Here is an 18,433-nt window from a genome sequence, read left to right as displayed (position 1 = left end):
GTTGCAGGTACGCCGCCCCAGCATTGGCGCAGCCCAGGCGCGGCCGTTTCGCGCATTGGGGGGAATTTTTGGGGGGACCGTGCCCGGCCCACCGACACCCCAGGCCGTCCCAGGCCGTCCCAGGCCGTCCCAGGCAGGCCCACCGACACCCCAGGCCGCCCCACGGGCCGCCAGGCACCTGCCGGCGCAAATGCACCCGGGCACGGGGGGAATCGGCTTCGCGCGGGGTCGGGGGGATGCTCACGAATTTCCCAGGGAAATTTCAAGCCGCCTCCTCGGAACTCCGCGGGGTCTCCCGGGAACCCCCAGGAAGGCCCAGGATCGGTCCAGGAGGCGCGAACGCGGGTTGGGGAATAGGTGGCTAGCGGAGGCCCAGGAAATCGCCCAGAAAGCCCGGGATTACCACGGACCGCCGGGGCTACCTCAGGTCCACCTGGTACCAGGTCTCGCCGTCCACGGTGCGGCCGGATAGGTAGCCGACCGCCGCTTCCGGGACGAAGCCTTCCAGGAACGCCTCCACTTCGGCCTCCAGCTCGGCATCCCGCTGGGCCTTGGCCGCATCGTTCACGTCCAGCATCAGCGTGGAGGTGAAGCGTGCGACCGCACCGGCCAGGGCGTCCACCCGGTCCTCGTGGGCCAGGCTGCCGCGCTCCCTGGAGATGTGCGTGAGCTGGTACATCAGCACCTCGTCCCGCGCCACCGACTCGTCCACCACAAGGCGGTGGAGCGTCATGACGGGTTCCAAGGTGTCGATGATGCGGGCTTCCTTCTGGTTGCGCGACCACTCGGCCTCGATCACGGCGCAGCCTGCGGCGTCCCCGGGGTTCTTGGGAGGCCACAGGGCCGCCAGGACGGGCTGGAACGCCGCAATCCACACGGCGCCGGCGTAGTTCGGCTCCACCAGAATCTCGTTGACGTTGTGACGCCTCGCGCACATGGCGATGCGACGCATGGCCTCCGCGGGGTCCCCGGCGTAACCGCCCACCTCGCAGACGTAGAGGATGCCGTTGAGCGTTTTCACGACAGCCCACGCGGTCTCATCCTTACCGCGGCCGGAGGGGTCCACGAACAGGACGGATTGCTCGTACTCTCGCCATTCGGTGTCCACGAACATGGGGCCCAGCCAGTAGTCCCCGCTGAAGCCTGAGTTCGGGATGTCCTCGCGCTTGTTCTTGCCGTCCGTCGCGTGTCCCCAGGACACCGTGAGGGGCGCCTTGGTCGAGTTCACGGACATCACGATGAGGTCGGATAGCTTCAGGGGATACCGCTCCGCGTCCGACAGGGACGGGTCCAGCATGTACTGGAGCTGGAAGAACGAACGACCACGCGACTCGCGCACCAGCAGCTCGTCCTCGTTGAACCGCTCGGGGTCGGTCGGTTTCCACTCCAGGGACGGGTCGCGATCCGCAGCACGGGCCCGGGGCGCCAGGGCGTCCCAGGGCGGAAGGCCCTCGCGCTGGATGATGTAGTTGCTGCGCTTCTCCGCACGCGGGAAGCGAGCCGGGAGAATCCACGGCAGGTAGCCCCGCTCCTTGGCGAGACGGCTGTAGATCGTCTCGGTGAGCTGAGGAGTTCCCAGCATGATGATCTCCGCCCAGCCGGTGACCTTGATTGCGTCGAACTCGTTGAGCTTGGTCAGTAGGCGCTGCCGCGCTTCTTCGGTGCGAACGTTGTCCAGCACCTCCACGTCGTCCGCAATGATGAGCGTCGCACGGGAGCCGGTGATCTGGCCAGTGATGCCCGCGGCCTTCAGCGACGGCGACTGGGACACCGAGGCGCCGTTCACGTCGAAGCGGTCGGCCTTGTCCCGCTGGTCGGGTCGTGGGACCAGGTGGGCGAAGATGGGCATGGTGGTCAGGAGGGATTTCGTCATGGCGACGAACTCCTGGGCCTTGCTGCCTGAGGCAGAGACCACCAGCACCTTCTCATTGTAGGGATCACGCAGGAGCTTCCACAGCACCAGCACGGAGGTCAGATAGGACTTCCCGATACCCCGGAAGGCTTCGAGGATGTCCGCGCGGCCCTGCTCTGGGTACTCGTACAGGCGCGTCCAGCCGGTGCGGTCCGGCTCCACAGGTTCCTGCCCATACCAGTGGACGATCTCGCCGTCAGGGGTGGTACCGTATCCGGCCCACCCGAACTGGAGGAAGTAGGCGATCTCGTACTGCGCGGGTGTGGGGGAGGGCAGGTTGAGGTGGTCCCACACCAGGGCGACTAGGTTACGGAGGTCGGCCTTGTAGGGGTCGTCCGTATCCCACCACCAGGGTCGTTGAACGATCACTAGGATGATGGAGAGGCGGCGCACTGGCCGCCATCAGAAGGTCATTGAGGGGTGACCGACCCAGCGAACGGAAGGGCACGCCCCTTGTGCTCCAGGAAGGATTTGAGGATGCCTTGGGGTTCCCCGGTCTTCGGCAGCTCCTTGCCGTCCTGCGAGCCGTTGCTGTCCTTGAGGTAGGCGCGTACTACGTTCAGGTCTGCGGCCTGGGGCCGCTCGATGAGCGGCGTCCCGTCTTCACGGGTTGCGAGCACGCCGTCCTTGTCGATCACGGGACGGCCACGAAGGATGTCCACAAGGGTTTCTTCGAACCGCTCGCGGATCACCTGAATCTTGGTCTTCTCGGTCATGTCAAGTCACGACGCCAGTAGTTGGTTCCCAGGACACTCCAGGGGGTGTCAGGGGTGTACAGGCGGAATCCCGCTCGGATCAGGTTGTTGGCCGAGGCGGGGTTGTTGTAGGTGGTTGTGATGGCTGCGCGAGCCCACAGGCTCTTGGCGTACCGTAGGCGGGCCGCGAGGAACCGGCGTTGGAGTCCGTTGCCACGATGCCCGATCAGGACACCGCAGCGCGACAGGTACACCGCCTCGGCTTCCGAGACGGCCCAGCGCATACCGGCGAACGCGACGGGCTCGCCATTGAGGTAGGCGAGCCACCACCAGCCCTCGGTGTAGTCCTCGTGTTCGTCGCAGGGGAACGTGAGGACGTGCAGGGAACGCAAGGTGTCCTCGTGGGCCGCACCATCCACTCGGCGGATGGAGTAGCCCATCTGTTACTGCGTGTTCCCCACCTTGGTTGCCACCAGCTTCTCCAGGAATTGCTCGCCCAGCACTGCGCTCGCGGTCGATAGGCCGACCAGGGCCAGGGTGTTGATCCCCGGGATGAACGCCAGGAGGGAGCATGCAGCCACCGCAAGGGCGGCACTCAGGAGCGTGCGGCCCAGGACCAGACGGAAGGTCAGCTTCTCGTCGGAGGCCAGGAGCTTCCCCAGGGCCACCAGAACGCCAACGCCCGCGATCAAGCCCAGGGTCTTGCCCAGGCCCAGGTCTTCGTTCATGGCTTATGCCTTCTTACGCTTCGGAGCTTCGGCGGTGCCCTCCTGCTTGGCCGCGTTCACGTCGGTGATCGCGGCCTCGCGCTTGGCGCCTTCGGGGTACACGTCGCCCACGCCCACCTTGGTGTCGAAGGGGACCTCCACGATGGCGCCGTACTGCATGAAGGACTCACCCGGCAGGGTGATGGCGACGACGACGTTCTCGCGGATGTGCAGGTACTTCTTGCTCATTAGGGGTAAAGAGGGTCAGTTGAAGATGAGGTTGAGGAGATGACGACGGCGGTGCCAGTACCAGATGGTCCAGCCGAACCACCGCACGGCGAAGTAGGCGCCCCACGCGAGCGCCGGGTGCATGCCGTTGGAAATGAAGCACCTACGGAGGGCTTCGTCAGCCTTCTTGCGGCCCGTGAGAGGGCCGTTGATCCCGTAGGCGTTGTCGTGAGCTTTACAGCAGGGGTTGTGGGTGTTGGATTTGAACCCAGTGCAGTAGTAGCGTTTGGTCACGGGAAAGACCACTGAATGGCCTCCACCTCGGCGATGGTCGTCGCGGCGTCGATCTGCGCCTTGAGCTGCCGCGCCTTCTGGTGGAGCGCATTGATGTGCGCGAACTGGGCGAAGCCGACCCGCAGCATTCCCGGGGCGTCCAGGGTCTTCACGGTGTTGTCGGCGAGCGTCCAGTCCACGGCGAACGGCTGGCCGTTCAGTAGGGCGGTGAGGGCGCCCAGAGAGGCCCCGGAGATGCGGGGCAGGTCCGACTGGTAGACGGCGCCATCGCACTCGAAGCGCGACCCGTCCTCCGCGGCATCGCGGGCCGCGGTGATGCGGGCCTTCGCCTCGCGCTTCACAGCGGAGAGGCTCCGCGGGTCCTTCCACTGCTTCTCGTAGGGGTCCCACTCATATACCGGGGAGGGCTGGGGAGGGATGGGGACCCACTGGGAGTTCTCGTGATCCCAATAGGCGTCCCCTGGGTAGGGGTCGAAGATCGCCTCCTCGCCTTCCCCGACGTTCAGCAGGACCTGCTCCTCGGAGCCAGACACCAACTTAACGACGGTGCCGTGGGAATCTACGACAGCATAAAGGCTCATCGACGGAACTCCATGCAAGAGAGACCACGCCGGTCGTTGGCAGTGGCATATGCTGCGTGGGGGCTTCCATTGGAGCGGTAGCCGAGCTGGACGGCGTATGTATGGGTACCTGCCGACGGGGTATCCACCAAAATGGCGGGGGCGTGTGGGTAGTCCACCGTTTGCGTTCCTACGGTACTGTCGCTGTAATCGAATCTGCGCTGGCGTGCGGTGTAGATGGGGGACCCGTTCCTTAGTACGCGGGCGCGGCAGAAAAGCGAGCCGACCGACCCGGCCACCTTCGATAGGGAGAACGTCGGGTCAACGTCAATGCCCAGCGCCACCTTTCCGCCCACCGTGGTGATGGTGGCGGAGACGACAGTGAACCACTGCATTGTGGTCGAGGTGGTCGACGGGGACGTAACAGTACCCGTGTCCACCACTGCCACCACGTTCGTCGCAGCGCCGGGCTGAAGACCGTTCACCGTGATCGAGTTCGCCGTCACAGCGTTTGCCGTGATGTTCCCGCGAGCCGTCAGGTTGTTGATCTCCATCGAGCCCGACTTGTCGATCTTCCACCCAGCCGAGCCTGCCGCGTAGTTCGTGGACTGGAGGACGTTGGCGATCTGGGCGACGCCAATGGCCGCATTGGCGATGTACGTGCTGACGTTCGAGGGGGTAATCGCGTCGATCAACCCCATCGCCTTGCCGCCCAGGCCGGCGTAGGTCACCTTCCCGCCTCCACCACCGTTCAGCGTGCCGTCTGCCGCAATGGAGATGTTGGAGTTGTAGATACCGCTCGGCTGGCCGGTGATGCGTGACCAGTCCAGGGCATTGCCCGCACCGAAGATGACATTGCCCTCGTTGTCCTTGATGGTCAGACCGCGCGAGTCAATGTGATCCGCTTTGACCGCTCCCTGGACGATCAGGTCCCCGTCGGTCATCCGGGCACACCGCAGGTTCGTGAAGTAGACTCCGCCCGCGGTGGTGTCGGTGCTGCGGACGTACAGCCAGCAGCGAAGGGCGCCCGCGGGGACCTCGAAGCTGCCCTTCAGCTCAGTCCACGTGGAGCTGGAGAGGGCCGATGGGGCCGCAGTGAGCACCGAGGCGGCGGTGGTCCACGATCCGTCCGTCTTGTAGAAGTAGGCGATCACGCTGAAGCCGGACGCCGCGTAGTCCTCGGATCGCGCCGCGTAGATGGAGACGTGATACTGCTCGCCGGGCTTCACCGAGAAGCCATCCTTGTCCGCGCCCGCGTCGGAGTACGCCTTGTCCGCCGCGAAGATCGCAATGTGGGTACTGGTAGTCCCGGGAGTCAGTTTGAACCGGCAGACGTACCGCGCAGGGGCCCCGGGGGGAACGTCGGCATCCGTCGCCGGGACGACCGCCTGGAGGGCGGGGGCGCTCCAGGGGCGCCAGTTGGTGAGGTCCCCCGTGGCGAAGTCGCTGTTGGCAATCAGGTTCGAGCCCGTCACCGTGAGCTTGCGCGTGGTGATGGAGCCGTCCACCAGAACTGACGCACCGATGCTTTGGTCACCGAAGCGGTTGGCGGCGAATACCGTCGTCGGCTGACCGTTGACGGTGCCCATCGCCATGATGGGGTTCGGCGGGTCGTCCGGGGCGCCAGGCGGGACCACCAGGAGCTTGTCGGCCATCAGGATGATCTCCGACTGGGCCACGTCCCCGCTCGCGGTGGCTGCCACGCCGATGCCGGCCACGGCCTGCTTCCCGTCCGACCGCGCGACCGTCTTCAGGACGTGCTGGGCCTGGACGTTGCCCAGGGCGTCCGCAGTGGCCTCTGCCAGCGCCTGGACCTGAGCGAAGTCCGCGGGGTCCACGCCCCCGCTGCTGGCCTCCAGGGCGCTCACGCGGGACGCCAGGGCGGCGTCGCCGTCCGCCCGGGCCTGGTCCACGTCGAGGATCGCTGCCGACAGGGCGCCGTCCGCGGTCTGGAAGTCGGCGTAAGCCTGGTCAATCCGCGCCGACAGGGCAGAGTCTTCGGTGGAGCGGGCCAGGACCTCGGAGGTGATCCGCGACCCCAGCTCGTCCGCCCCGGACTCAAGGTCCACCAGGCGCTGGTTCACCACGGTGAACCGATCCGAGTTGTCCGCGATCTCCGACAGGATGGCGTCGCGTGCCGTCGTAGCCGCGTTCTTCGCCACTGTCACTTCGCTGCGTAGCTCGTCCAGGGTCGCCAGGTTGTCCGTCAGGGTAGCCAGGACGTTGTTCACGTCGGCCAGCGCATTCGAGATGGACTCAATCTGCGAGCTGGCGGCGGTGATCGCGTTGCCCACGGAACCAGCGATACCTCCGGACCGCTCTTGCAGGAGGTACAGGAGCTGCCGGCGCATCCGGTTGAGCTGGTCCGCGTCGAGGTTCGCGGCGTCCTTGATGACCGCGTAGGACTCAAGGTCTGGCGTGACGCGGATGATTTCGAGCTTCTTGGCCCCAGGCGGGGGCACCCCATCCGCGCCGAAGTCCACGCGAATCTCGGTGTCGGAGACCCACTCGAAGGGCCAAGGGGTTCCGTCGATCAGGACAATGACGTGCGACCGTTCGAGATACGGCCACAGGACCGGGTAGTTGGGGCCACTACCCGGCAGGTTGAACTCAGACCTCAATCAGTCTCCTTGAAGGGATTCGACAATGAAGCGCAGACCGTTGATCTGCTGGTTGAGGGGTACAAGCCGCATGGCCTTCTCCCGCAACGGTTCCCACTCCTGCCGAGCGACATCGCCCAGCATGCTGGAGAGGTGCTTCAGGTTGGACGCCCAGGGGCCCAGGAAGGACTCCAGGACGCCGTTCTCGCGGTAGCGCGTGGAGGGCTCGATTAGGGTCATGCCGGTCACCTCGTTGACCGTGGGCCCCACCAGCTTGGTCATACCGTCCACGTAGGGCGACAGCCAGCCCAGCAGGCCCGCGCGATCCACGACCTCCTTGGCCCATTGCGCGTTTGACCACTCGAACGGGTCCTCGCCGCGAAGCTGCGCACGGGCTGTCGCCGTGAGCACACCAGCCGCCAGGGAGATGCCGACGATGTGCGCGAACCGCAGCCACTCGCCGGTCACGGCTCCGCGCTGGATGCCGGCCAGGATGAAGTTGTTGGTGTACTGGAAGGCGTAGGACTGGAACTGGAACAGCAGCTTGCCGGTCCACTTGTCCATCAGCCGCGGAGTGTTCCCGAACCCGTTGGTGTAGCTGGCGCGGTTCTGCGCCTTCACTAGGGCCGCGTTCAGGACCTCGGCCATCGCGTCACCATCCTCCTCAGCCAGCCACTTTGGCGTACCGGGGATGAACAGCTCCCCGTGCTTCTCGCCGTACTTGGTGAACAGCTCGTGCAGGCGCAGGGCCGACCCGCGGTCGATGCCCACCGACGCCAGCTCCACCTTCCGCGCCTGAGGCAGGTTGTCGTAGTCGGCAACCCAGCGGGCGATGTTGGAGAGCTGCACCAGACCGGCGACCCGACGGACGCTGTTGGAGAACCCGGCGAGACCTGACAGCACGTTGACGCGATCCGACACCATGTTCATGAGCCGGTCCACCTTCTCAGTGGCCTTACGCACGTTGCCCGAGCCGAAGCCGAGCGCCGCGCGGGCCGAGCCACCGCCCAGGGCGTTGACGGAGGTCGCCATGTGGGCGCCGGTCTCCATCGAGGCCAGGATTGCGCTAAGTTCCCGGGCGCTCTCGTCGCCTTCCAGGGCTCGCTCCACCAGCTTCTTGTACGCCTTGGACTGCGTGCGGAAGCCACGGACGAACCCGGGCGCGGCGAACATGGCTGTCGCCAGGTCGCCCATCGCCGAGAAGATGATGCCGCCCGCGATGCGGATGTAGCCGAGCTGCCGCAGCTTCTCGGCGAACCAGGTCACCGCGTTGTCGTCTTCGATGTCCGAGTGACCCAGCACGCGGTCCCAGGTGGTCTGGATGTCGGTCAGGTTCTCGTCTCGAATGCGGGAGATGCGGGTCTTCTCCGCCTCGGTCGCTGCCCGGGCAGCCTTGTCGTCGTAGTAGTCGCGGACCTCGCGCAGGATGTCCTCGCGGCTACGTCCTCCCAGGGCCTTGTGGATCGCCAGGCGCCCGCCCATGTCCCGCGCGTAGCGGTCCACCAGGGTCACCGGGTCAGTCTCCACGAATCCCTTGGCAGCTAGCTCGGCCCACAGTTCGGGCGTCCATTCCAGCTTGCGCTCGCGCAGGCGACCGTTCTCCGGCACCGCGTCAAGCAGCATGCTGCGAGGAGCCCGTTCTTGACCCCGCAGGTTGCTCACCAGTTGCTCGACGTACTTCACCAGCGGGGTGGAGCCCCGCAGTTGCTTGACCAATCGCGCGGCCTTGCGGGCGTCCTTGCGAGCTTCGCGGAGTTCCTTGCGACTCACTTGGAGACCCGCGCGGACCTGGCGCCACTGGTGGACCGCCCACTGGCGCACCTGCTCGGCCTCGTGGGCCTTCTCACGCAGCAGGCGCATGCGCTCCGCGTGCTCGTCCAGGACGCGCTGGACGCCCGGGCCGGCGGGTACCAGGTCCTTGTCGCTGCGCACCTCGTCCAGCTTGCGGGCGACCGCCTCCATCCAGCGAGCCGCATTGCGCTGCTCGCGAGCCACAGCGTCCAACTCCTTGCGCAGCGCGTACAGCTCCTGCGTGGCAGCCTTGCGCTCCTCCAGGAGCTTCATGCGCTCGGCGCGGATCACCTCCAGGGCCACCTCGTCGCCGGCCTTCTTGGCGACCTTGCGCTCGGCCGACAGCGCCTGCATCGCCTCCTTGAGGCTGCGGCGGCGCTCGATCAGCGTCGGGAACCCTGCGATGGTCGTGTCGATCTGCTCGCCGGTCTTGGCGAACTCTGCGGCCACGTCGTCGGCAAGAGCCTCCAGGTCGGGGTAGTCCCGCGCGATCTCGGCCAGGCGGGCCTCGGCCTTCTCGATTCGCGCGAGCTGGTAGCCCAGGGCCCGGCCGTAGTAGTTGGCCTCGCTGGCGCGGACGGCAGCCTTCATGGCGGCGACCGTGCGGTGCTTGCGCTGGCGCTCGGCCTCGGGTAGACCGTGGTTGGCGATGAGGTCGAACTCGTCTTGCACCCGCTTCAGACGGGTCTCGGCATCAGCCAGGGCCGACACCGCGGCGGCCATCGCGGCTTCCTCGGCCTCCCCACGCCACTCCTTGAGGGCGGCGTTCATGGCCGCGGGGTCCTCCTTGAGTTGCGCCCAGGGGAGCATGCCGTTCTGCTCCAGCCAGTCGTCGGGCGGGCGGTCGGCCAGCAGGCGCATCACCAGGTTCTCCATGTCCCGCGGGTTCTCGTTGATTGCCGTGCGGACGTACAGGATCGGCAGGCCGTAGCCCTTCGCCAGGGACTTCTCGTCCAGTAGCCCCGCCTTCACGGCGTCCGAGCTGAATCGGTCGAACATCTGGTGAATGCGGCCGGCGGCCTCCTCCACGCGGGCCCAGACCTTGGCGGCTTCCTGCTCGGAGAACCCGCGGGCCTTCAGCTCGTCCTGGAACTCCAGGGCGACCCGATGCGACGCACCGGAGTACCCGTTGCCCTCCAGCATCGTCGCAGACATCCGGCGGAAGACGCCATTGAAGAACATCTCCTTGGGCACTCGGTTGTTGTCCACGCGACCCAGGGTGAACGTGTTCAGCAGGGAACGGCTCCCGAACTGGGCGCGGGAGGCGCCTACGTCTAGGTTGGCGCTCCGGTAGATCAGGCGCAGGTCCTCTTGCACCCCGCGGGCGTGCTGGGTGTAGATCAGGCGGATGGACTCGGCGTCCGGGGACAGCGGCTCGCCGCGGGTCATGGCCTTGGTGATGCGCCCGCCCAGGTCCACGATGGCCGCCAGGGCCTTGAATCCGGGCCCCTCGTAGTGACGCATACGTCCGAGCGGCGTCCCGTTGCCCAGGACTTTCTCGGCACCGCGCTGGATCGCTCCGCTGATACCCTCGCCCTGGGCGAAGCCGTCGTCCAGGGAACGGGCCGCGCCCACCGAGTCCTTCCCGCCCACGCGGTCGCCCTCCTCGGGGCGCTGCCCCAGGCGGTACTCGATGACCTCGTTGTCCTTGGCGAAGTTCTCGGGATGCAGCGGGTTGTCCGGGTGACCCGGGTTGAGCGGGCTGCGCGGGTCCAGGCCCTTGATGAGGGAACCCAGGCCCACGCCCAGGGACGCAGCGGTCCCGATGTTCATGAAGGACTCACTCGCTGTGCGGGTCGTGTCCCAGAGATGAAGGCCGCCTTCGGTCACGGCAGCGTCGGCACCGGCGGCTGCGCCGATGCGCAGGGCGTTGCCCAGGCGGGACGCGGCACGCCCCTTGGTGAGCATGCCTGCCGGCATGACCGTCGTCACGTCCAGCAGCGAGGCCCCCATACCGAGCACCGTGCCCAGGAAGCCGCCCCGGTAGATGGTCTCCAGGTCCTCCAGGGACTTGCGGATCAGCTCGGCCTTGCGGCGGAAGGCCGACTCGCTGTACACGTCGTCAAAGTCCCCGCGGTTGATGTACCCCTCCAGGTCCTTGAACTCCTCCTTGTTGCGGGCGTAGAAGGAGTAGGGATTCCAGGCGAGGTCCGGGGGATCACCCTCGTCATCCCAGTCGAGGCCGTAGTGCCGGCTCAGGGTGCCGATGAGCGTCTCGCGCTGCCACCACGCCTTCGCAACGTCCACCGCGTCCGGTGCGTCCACGTCGGGGTCCAGCCCGGCAGGCGCAGGGACGCGCTCGGGGACGTGGTAGTTCGCCAGGTTGGCGTTCACGCGGGTGTTGGGGCTGGGGTTGACGATGGGTTCAGGGATGGGGGTGAGGTCGGCCATTGCTTATGCGGGGTAAGTGCGACGGTCCAGCTCGAAGTGGGGTCCGTCAGGAAAGGACTTCCAGGAGCCTCCCCAGACGATGGGGACCTCCAGCTCGTTGGCGGCCTTCTGCATGGCAGCGGCCAGCTTGTGGTACAGGGGCCAGTCCCAGCGGACCTCTCCGTCCACGACAGCGGCGAGGTCCACGGCATGACCCGTGAGGTGCCGCGAGTTCATGGTTGTGGAGGCCCCGGCGGCCTTGAGCTGGGCCTGGCGCTCCTTGGTACGCAGGCCCTCGGTGACGATGAACTTCACCGGGCTGATTTCGGCGGCCCGTTGGACCACCGCGACCAGATGGGGGTTGACCCCCTTCAGGCGGGAGATACTTCGTGCGTCGAGCGTCATTTCAGGGAAGCGAAGAACGTCTCGGCCTGGGCGCCGAGGAACAGCGCGGCCTCACCGCGGCGGCGCTCGGTCAGCGCCCCGCCAGCCGTGCGGAACTTCAGGATGCGGCGTGCTACCTCGGCGCGGTCCCCGGACTTCACGGCGGCCAGAAGGCCCGAGCGGGAGACCGCGGAGTAGCCCGCGTTGTAGATGAGGGAGACCAAGGCGGCCCGCTCGTGGTCGCGCAGGGGCACGCCCGGTCCGAGTGAGCGGTCGAGGTATGCGTTTGCCTCGTACAGACCGAACATCAACAGCTTCTCAGCCTGCGCCGGGGTCAGCATGCGTTGACCGTTGAACACCTCGTCAAACTCCTTGTCGCTCAGGCCCAGCTCGGTCTTGAAGACGTGCCGGGCGTCCTTGCGCTGGAGGTTGAAGCCGTAGCCGACCGACACCTCCTCAATGGAGTTGTGACCGGGCTCCGCGTACTTCTTGCCTGCCTTGCGGTGCGACGACAGGACGCCGTGGTAGGCCCGCAGCTCGTTGCCCTCGTGCTCGGCGACGAACGGCTTGGCCGTGTCGAGCCAGCCAGTGCGAACCTGGGCGCCGGGGAACTGCGGGACAGACGCGGTGGCCCGCGAGCGGAAGTCCAGGAAGGCTTCGAGGTTCCAGCCCGCTGCGGGCTTCGCGTTGCGGGTCCACTCGTTCACCGCGAGTTCGCCCTTGGCGTACAGGGCGTCAACCTGCGCCTGGATGGCGCGGTCAGCGACCCCCTGAGGGGTCGTCGGCAGAAGGGAATCCATCAGGACGAATGCTCCCAGGGTGAATGCCAGCACCAATGCCCATACCGAAGGCGGTGCTGGACGGAACGGGTTGAGCTTGATCGGGGGTCTCCGACTTGTTGGCGTCGAACTGGGCACGCAGGCGGCGCTGTTGCTCCTCGGCCCAGGCGCGGTCTTTCTTCAAGCGGAAGCCGTAGGCCAGGCGGTAGAACGTCTCACCGCCCACGCCCTCCGCGATGAGGTGGAAGCCCGGCGGCAGGCGTGACTTGAGGAAGTCCTGGAACTGCCCCGGGTCCGAAGGCGTCTCCACGTTCTGCATGGCTGGCATGCGGACTTCCATACCGCCGTGGTTGTCCTTCGGGGGCAGGGTGAGCTTCTGGCCGGGGTAGAACGTGATCGGCCCGCGTCCGGGCACGCTGACGTAGTGCAGTCCGGGGACGCCCGTTGCGCCCGGGTCCGACAGGAACACCTGGTCGGGCGAGAACTCCACGCCGTCCACGGTGAGCGCCGCAGGCAGCTCGTCGCGCAGGGCACGCATGTCCTCGGCGTAGGTCTCCAGCGGGTCCTCCTCCTCCTCGGCGAAGTTCTTGAGCTTCACCGGCAGGTAGACCTCGCCGCCCGGCACCGAGATGGGGCGGTCCCGCAGCTCGCCCTGGCCGTCCGGCAGACGCGGTTTGCGAACCAGCCGCAGGGAACCATCCTGCCCGGGCAGGGCAATGGCGATCTGCTTGACGCTCGCCAGGACGGCCTGCGCTGCCTTGTCGAGGTCCAGGGAGCCCCCGGTCCGCTTCTGCTCCTGGAGGAAGTCGTACATGAGTCCGGAGAACTCTCGGCGCAGGCTCTCGGACATCTGTACGTCCGGGTCGATCAGGAAGCCGTCCCGGCCGGTGGACTTCAGCAACACCTTGTCCTGGACCTTGCGGACCTTCTCCTCCAGCTCCGACCGCTTAGCGTCAGGCTTGCCCAGTAGCTTCGCCCAGTCGGACGTGCCGCGCTGGGTGTCCGCGAGGTCCTGCGTGTCGCCAGGGTTGTCCCGGCGCTGCGCGAAGAATGCGGTGTAGTCCTTGCCGGACGCCTTCGCCGCCTGGTAGATGATCCACTCCTCGTCGGAGCGCAGCATCTTCCGGGCACGCTCGGAACCTGCGCGGGCCTCGTAGGCCGCCAGGGCAGCGACCGCGTTCGCCGCACGCTCGGGGTCCGTCGCCGTGATGATCGCCTCGCCAAAGAGCGACTGGTAGGTGTTGGACTGGGCCTCGGGTGAGGCGCTGACGAACTGCGGTGCGCTCACCAGGGCCGCGTACTCCAGGGCCGCCTGACGGGAGCCCAGCGGGTCCAGTTGCTTGCCCGCGGCAACGTCCTGCGCCAGCGTCGGGAACAGCGACGGGTTCATCGCCACCCACTGCTGGATCGCCGGGTCGAAGTGCTTGGACATCACCTTACCGATCTCGACACCGACCTCGGCGGCCACCAGGGAGCCAGGGCGGTTCTCCAGGAGTGCCTTGAGGATCACGTTGATCTCGGCCTGGTCCTTGGTCGCCTTGTCCCAGGCGGACAGCAAGGTGGACATGAAGCGGGACTGACCGACGCCGTGCCGGGAGTCGATGTCCCAGGCGCGGGCAGCGAACTCCAGCACGGTGCCCACGCGATCCCGTGAGGGGTCGTTGAGAGCCGCGGCGAAGTCCGCGTGCCACTTCTCCACCTCGACACCAGCCTGCCAGGTCTTGATCGAGTTGGTCCGCTGATGCGCCATTTCGGACAGGCGCAGGTAGGCGTCGGGGTTGCGGTCAGCGAAGCCGGACTGCTTCAGGGAGTTCAGGATCGCCGTGGTGTTCCCGTCGTTCATGAACGCCTGGACGACGACCCCCTCGAACAGCTTGTCGGCCACCTCCTGGTTGCCGCGGGCCACCGTGAGCACGCGGTCGTGCAGCTCGGTGACGCGCTCGGGGGTCGCCTTGGACGGGTCCAGCAGGTCCTTGATCGCCGCGGCCCGAATGGTCTCCAGGGCGTTCGTCTCCAGGGTCTTGGAGATGGCCTCGTTGTACTGGACGACCAGCGGCTCCGCCTGGCGTCGGAAGGCGTTGACCCACTGGGCGTCGTAGTCCTGGGAGCCCGTACCGTTGCCGAACTCGCGCTTGAAGAAGTCCTCGGCGATCTGCTGAGGGTTGGCCGTGCCGTCCAGCGGCATCTTGCTCAGTTGCTCACGCAGGGCCTCCACGGCGCCCCGGGCGCTCTCCTCGGCCGCCGCGGCGGCGTAGGTACCCGCATAGGACTGCCGGTCGGCGTATCGCGGGTCCAGGGACTGGCCGGTCGCCTGGTCGGCGATGGCCTTCTTCTCCAGAGCCTTGTTCTCACGCTCGATGCGCACCAGCTCCTGCTTGTGGTCCAGCTCGGCCAGGGCGTCCATCGTCTTGGCTCCGGTGTTGAAGAACCGGCTCAGGGCGTCACCGATGGCCGTGAGGCCCCGCGGGTCCGCGCGGTACTCCGCGGCGCGGGCGCGGTAGGGCGCGGTACTTACAGAGGGCAGCGGAGCGGGCGCGTCAGGGGCGCGGTAGCCCGGCCCGCTGACGTGGCGGGCTTCACGTTGTCCACTCATGTGGAATGCTCCTTAGCGAATCTTGTAGTCCTGCGTCGAGTTCTTGGCTACCTTCAGCTCAGCCGCGCGACGCTTGTTGGTCGCGTAGGCGTCGGCACCGGCGGCCACGGCCTCGGACAGGAACTGCACGCGCAGGGCATTGGCTCGGGTGGAGAAGGAAGCGTTGGCGTTGTCCACGCTCACGCGGACGGCGTTGGCCTCATCGCGCAGCGCCGAGTTGGTGTTCTTCAGACCCGTGCTGATACGCGAAACGTCCTCGTCGGCCGCCACGCCGATGTTGTAGGCGCGGGCCGCGAAGGAGCCGCCACCCTCGGCAGCCAGCAGGCGAGCTTCGGAGAGCTGCCGCGCGGCCTGCCGCATGCGGTCCGAGACCTGCTCGGATGCTTGCTGCTGGGCGGCGAGGGCCTCCTGCTCGATCACGCGGTTCTGTTCGCGGGCGTTGGCCTCCGCGGCCTTCGCCTCAGCTTCGAGAGCTTTGTTCTGCATGTAGGCAGTAGCACCCGCGGCAGCGGCAGAGGCCGCTGTCGCCAGGTACGCCGCCGCAGCGGCTGAAATTCCCATGTGAATCCTCAGCGAAGGGGGTTGGTGTAACGGGCGAGGAGCGTGTACCCCGTGATGGCCGTGGGGACCGTGGAGGTCGCCGTGACCGTCAGGGACGCCGCGTCGCCGCGGGAGTTGAAGGGGATGCGCACCTGGACGTTCTCGCCCACGATGGGCTGCGTAGCGTGCTCGCCCAGCACTCGCGGGGAACGGGTGACCACCAGGTCCGGCGAGCGGTCCTTACGCTTCAGGGTGGCCGTGAGGTCCCCGGTGCGGAGCATGTCCAGGACCACCTGCCGCACCTGGAGCCGTCCCATCGGCGTGGGCAGCTCCTCGATGGACGGATAGAACGGCGAGAAGGTGAACGACCGCGGGAAGCGGGTCCCTAGGATTCCCTCGGTCTCCCCGAGGGGCGCCTGGATTTCCAGGAAGCGGTTGCTCCCCACCATGACCACCGTCCCGGTGTACTCGGCGAACCAGCCGCCTTCTACAGGGACCGCGAACACCAGACCCGCAGTCTCGTGCAGGCCAGCAGGCAGGGGCACGCGCACGCGCTCGGCGTCCCAGACCACACTCGTGGCACGGGACTGGAAGTCCAGGCGCACGTCGCCGTCCAGGTTGGCTTCCAGAGGGAGCTGGAGAAGCCACAGGCGCGTGTTGCTCACCGCGGCGATGCACAGATGGTCCGCGTCAACCCAGAAGTCCCAGATGGCCGAGACGCCCGGGAACTCCAGGCGGGTCCATGCGTTCTGCTCGCGTCGCCCGTTGGTCCAGTAGCTGGTGTGGACAAACAACGCCGTGGGCGCCTGCGGGGTCCACACGATCACCCGCCCGGTCTCGGCCGATCCGTCGATCTTGCGCACCTTCCCAGGGATGAACCCAGGGACGTGCTTGCTCAGGTCGAAGGCGGTGTTGCTGGCTGCCGAGTCGTCGTAGTAATACTCCCAGAGGGCCGCACGTCCCTCGAACGGGCCCGTGTAGTACAGGCAGTCGCCGACCACCACAGGCGTGCAGTCCTTGTCGAGGTTGTACCGGGTGGCGACGCTCATGGTCGCCGTGTCCGGCTTGAACGGCTGGTCGCCCGGGACTTCGAGCTGGGCGTTGTCCGATGTCACGATCAGCTTGTTGCGGAACGGGACGATGTGGCGGATCACCGAGATACCCGGGGCGTCCGCAGGAAGCTTAACGGGGTCCGAAGCACGGACCTCGCGAGCCGTCTCGCGCCAGAAGTTGAACAAGTCGTCGGCCTGGGACGTGTAGATCGTGTCCTCGCACGCGGTCAGCAGGCGGCCCTTCCAGTGCGCCAGCGCGGTGATGCGCTTGCCCACGAAGTAGGGCAGGGGGTTACTGTCCGAGTCCCCGCGGGTCCGTGGATTCCACGGGCACGTCTCCAGGGTGAACTCGTTGGCGCCCGACAGCCGCAGACGCAGCGGCATGGTGCTCGCGTTGAGCGTGGCCGTGGCGGCGTCGTGTGCCAGGTAGCTCGTCTCGATCCAGGCGTTCTTCGCCAGGTCGAAGCGGACGTAGAAGGTGGACTTGCGATCGCCCTGCGCCAGGTCCACGGCAATCGGGTAGCCCTCCTCGAACGCCGGCGGAAGGTCTGCTGTGGAGTTCACGCGGCCCTTGATGAGGGTCACCGCGCCACCGTCCCAGTCGTTACGCGCCATGACCATCTCGATGGCCGCGGCCGAGCCGGTGAGCTTGATGATGTACGGCGCATTGCCCAGGGTGCTGGCCCCCAGGCCCAGGGCCGAGGTGCTGTTGATCGCGTTCGCCAGGCTGGTGGCGACGGTCTCCCGGGTGGAAGTGTTCCCGTTACTCAGGGCCATCGTGGCGGACGGACCGGCCTCCCGGGATACGATGAACGCCTGTTTGGCCGAGGAGACCGAGCGGATCACCAGGTAGGCGACCGTCAGGGTAGGACGGGCACTCTCGGTGGCCGTCACCGTCACCGCTGGATTCAGGATCAGGGTCGTGTCCGAGATGGTCAGGAACTTCAGGTCGCCCGTGCCCGCGGCCAGGTAGGACCAGACGTTGGGGTGCATATTCAGCGTGGCGACCTCCCCGGTGTCCCAGTTGCGGACCTCCAGGGTCGAGGGCGCAGCGCCCCGCAGCAAGACCCAGCGGCGGCCGTCGGTCGTGCGGAAGAAGTGGTGCGGGCCCGCGGCGTAGTTCGCCTTCACCAGGGACTGCACAAGGGCGGTCCCGGGACGGTCCACGGCACCGCCCACGTCAACCGCGGGGAGAAAGTTCACCAGGTCCTCGAACTGGTTGGGCGCCCGCATGAGCGGGGCCTGGCGCGAGACCCCTTGGTACAGGGCCCCGATCCGGGGCTGCAACAGGGTGTCCATTACAGCCCCCGCACCGTCCAGCGCCGGTGCCACGCGATGTCCACGTTGTCCAGGATGTTGTAGTCGTCCACGTCAGCCTCGATGTCCTGCGCCTGGGCATCAGCCGCAGCGAGGTTCGCCTGGGCGGCCTTGTCCAGCGTCGGGGAACCCACGTAGGAGTTCTGGTAGCGGACGACCGCCTGTGCCACGATGCGGCGTTGGACGTGGTATGGGACCTCCTCGAATGCCATGTCGCGTACCACGCGGCAGCGCACAGGCTTGCCGATCACGTCGGTGTGCTTTTCCTTGTCCCAGAGGTAGCCCTTGCGCATCGTGATGCGCTGGTAGGGGTCCACGGGGTCCACCACCAGGGCGTCCGCGGGAACCGCGATGCGTCCGTCGGAGTCCGGGACCAGCTCAAAGTCCTCGTCGGTGTTGCACTCCCAGCCGGTGGAAAGCACGGCCCGGGTCTCCAGGTCCAGCACCGTCTCGGCGTTCACCACGTCGGAGGCGCCTTGCCCGTAGGTGAGAACAGCGGACTCGCCTACGGAGGTGAGGATTTCGTTGATTGCTTCGAGTTTGGTGTAGGCCATGATCGTTGTCGGTGGGCACACTCCTCACGGACCAGGAGCCCGTGGGGACTGCAACCA

Annotated in this window: 15 protein-coding genes; all 15 read right to left on the bottom strand. The window is 66.9% G+C overall.

The window, feature by feature from the left end:
* Positions 1-418: 418 nt before the first annotated feature.
* Genes terL through IS481_RS12050 form a run of 15 tightly spaced genes read right to left on the bottom strand, consistent with a single transcriptional unit; the run spans position 419 to position 18,376 of the window.
* Positions 419-2,305: a phage terminase large subunit gene (gene terL / locus IS481_RS12120; RefSeq protein WP_104355682.1), complete on the bottom strand. Its 1,887-nt coding sequence runs from the start codon at positions 2,303-2,305 to the stop codon at positions 419-421.
* Positions 2,306-2,322: 17 nt separating this feature from the next.
* A complete protein-coding gene (locus IS481_RS12115; protein ID WP_104355681.1) occupies positions 2,323-2,628 on the bottom strand; it encodes a hypothetical protein in 306 nt (101 codons plus the stop codon).
* Positions 2,625-3,047, bottom strand: a complete 423-nt coding sequence (locus tag IS481_RS12110; protein WP_104355680.1) for a GNAT family N-acetyltransferase — start codon at positions 3,045-3,047, stop codon at positions 2,625-2,627. Before IS481_RS12110 ends, IS481_RS12115 begins: the two co-directional genes overlap by 4 nt.
* 3 nt (positions 3,048-3,050) lie before the next feature.
* A complete protein-coding gene (locus tag IS481_RS12105; protein ID WP_104355679.1) occupies positions 3,051-3,335 on the bottom strand; it encodes a phage holin family protein in 285 nt (94 codons plus the stop codon).
* A gap of 3 nt (positions 3,336-3,338) precedes the next feature.
* Positions 3,339-3,563, bottom strand: a complete 225-nt coding sequence (locus IS481_RS12100; RefSeq protein ID WP_104355678.1) for a hypothetical protein — start codon at positions 3,561-3,563, stop codon at positions 3,339-3,341.
* Positions 3,564-3,578: 15 nt separating this feature from the next.
* The gene (locus IS481_RS12095; protein ID WP_104355940.1) at positions 3,579-3,836 is read right to left on the bottom strand and encodes a hypothetical protein; all 258 of its coding nucleotides are present in this window, start codon (positions 3,834-3,836) and stop codon (positions 3,579-3,581) included.
* Positions 3,833-4,417: a DUF4376 domain-containing protein gene (locus IS481_RS12090; RefSeq protein WP_104355677.1), complete on the bottom strand. Its 585-nt coding sequence runs from the start codon at positions 4,415-4,417 to the stop codon at positions 3,833-3,835. The genes IS481_RS12095 and IS481_RS12090 overlap by 4 nt, the downstream gene beginning before the upstream one ends.
* Positions 4,414-7,017 (bottom strand): phage tail fiber domain-containing protein, encoded by a 2,604-nt coding sequence (locus IS481_RS12085; RefSeq protein ID WP_104355676.1) that lies wholly within the window; start codon positions 7,015-7,017, stop codon positions 4,414-4,416. Before IS481_RS12085 ends, IS481_RS12090 begins: the two co-directional genes overlap by 4 nt.
* Positions 7,018-11,178: a hypothetical protein gene (locus IS481_RS12080; RefSeq protein WP_104355675.1), complete on the bottom strand. Its 4,161-nt coding sequence runs from the start codon at positions 11,176-11,178 to the stop codon at positions 7,018-7,020. It abuts the gene before it with no gap.
* A 3-nt stretch (positions 11,179-11,181) separates the two neighbouring features.
* Positions 11,182-11,562: a M15 family metallopeptidase gene (locus IS481_RS12075; protein ID WP_104355674.1), complete on the bottom strand. Its 381-nt coding sequence runs from the start codon at positions 11,560-11,562 to the stop codon at positions 11,182-11,184.
* Entirely contained in the window at positions 11,559-12,341 is a 783-nt protein-coding gene (locus tag IS481_RS12070; protein WP_104355673.1) for a lysozyme, read from the bottom strand. The genes IS481_RS12075 and IS481_RS12070 overlap by 4 nt, the downstream gene beginning before the upstream one ends.
* A complete protein-coding gene (locus IS481_RS12065) occupies positions 12,301-14,913 on the bottom strand; it encodes a hypothetical protein (protein WP_146079497.1) in 2,613 nt (870 codons plus the stop codon). Before IS481_RS12065 ends, IS481_RS12070 begins: the two co-directional genes overlap by 41 nt.
* 12 nt (positions 14,914-14,925) lie before the next feature.
* Positions 14,926-15,474 carry a virion core protein, T7 gp14 family gene (locus IS481_RS12060; protein WP_419186828.1) on the bottom strand — a complete coding sequence of 183 codons (549 nt, stop codon included), beginning with the start codon at positions 15,472-15,474 and terminating at the stop codon, positions 14,926-14,928.
* Between the two features lie 8 nt (positions 15,475-15,482).
* Positions 15,483-17,804 carry a phage nozzle protein gene (locus IS481_RS12055; protein WP_104355670.1) on the bottom strand — a complete coding sequence of 774 codons (2,322 nt, stop codon included), beginning with the start codon at positions 17,802-17,804 and terminating at the stop codon, positions 15,483-15,485.
* On the bottom strand, positions 17,804-18,376 hold the full coding sequence (locus IS481_RS12050) for a hypothetical protein (protein WP_104355669.1): 573 nt from the start codon (positions 18,374-18,376) through the stop codon (positions 17,804-17,806). The genes IS481_RS12055 and IS481_RS12050 overlap by 1 nt, the downstream gene beginning before the upstream one ends.
* Between the last annotated feature and the right edge of the window lie 57 nt (positions 18,377-18,433).

It is taken from the genome of Caldimonas thermodepolymerans, from assembly GCF_015476235.1.
GTDB lineage: Bacteria > Pseudomonadota > Gammaproteobacteria > Burkholderiales > Burkholderiaceae_C > Caldimonas > Caldimonas thermodepolymerans.
Note: the sequence above shows the minus strand (reverse complement) of the source record. Positions and strands in the feature narration are given on the sequence as shown.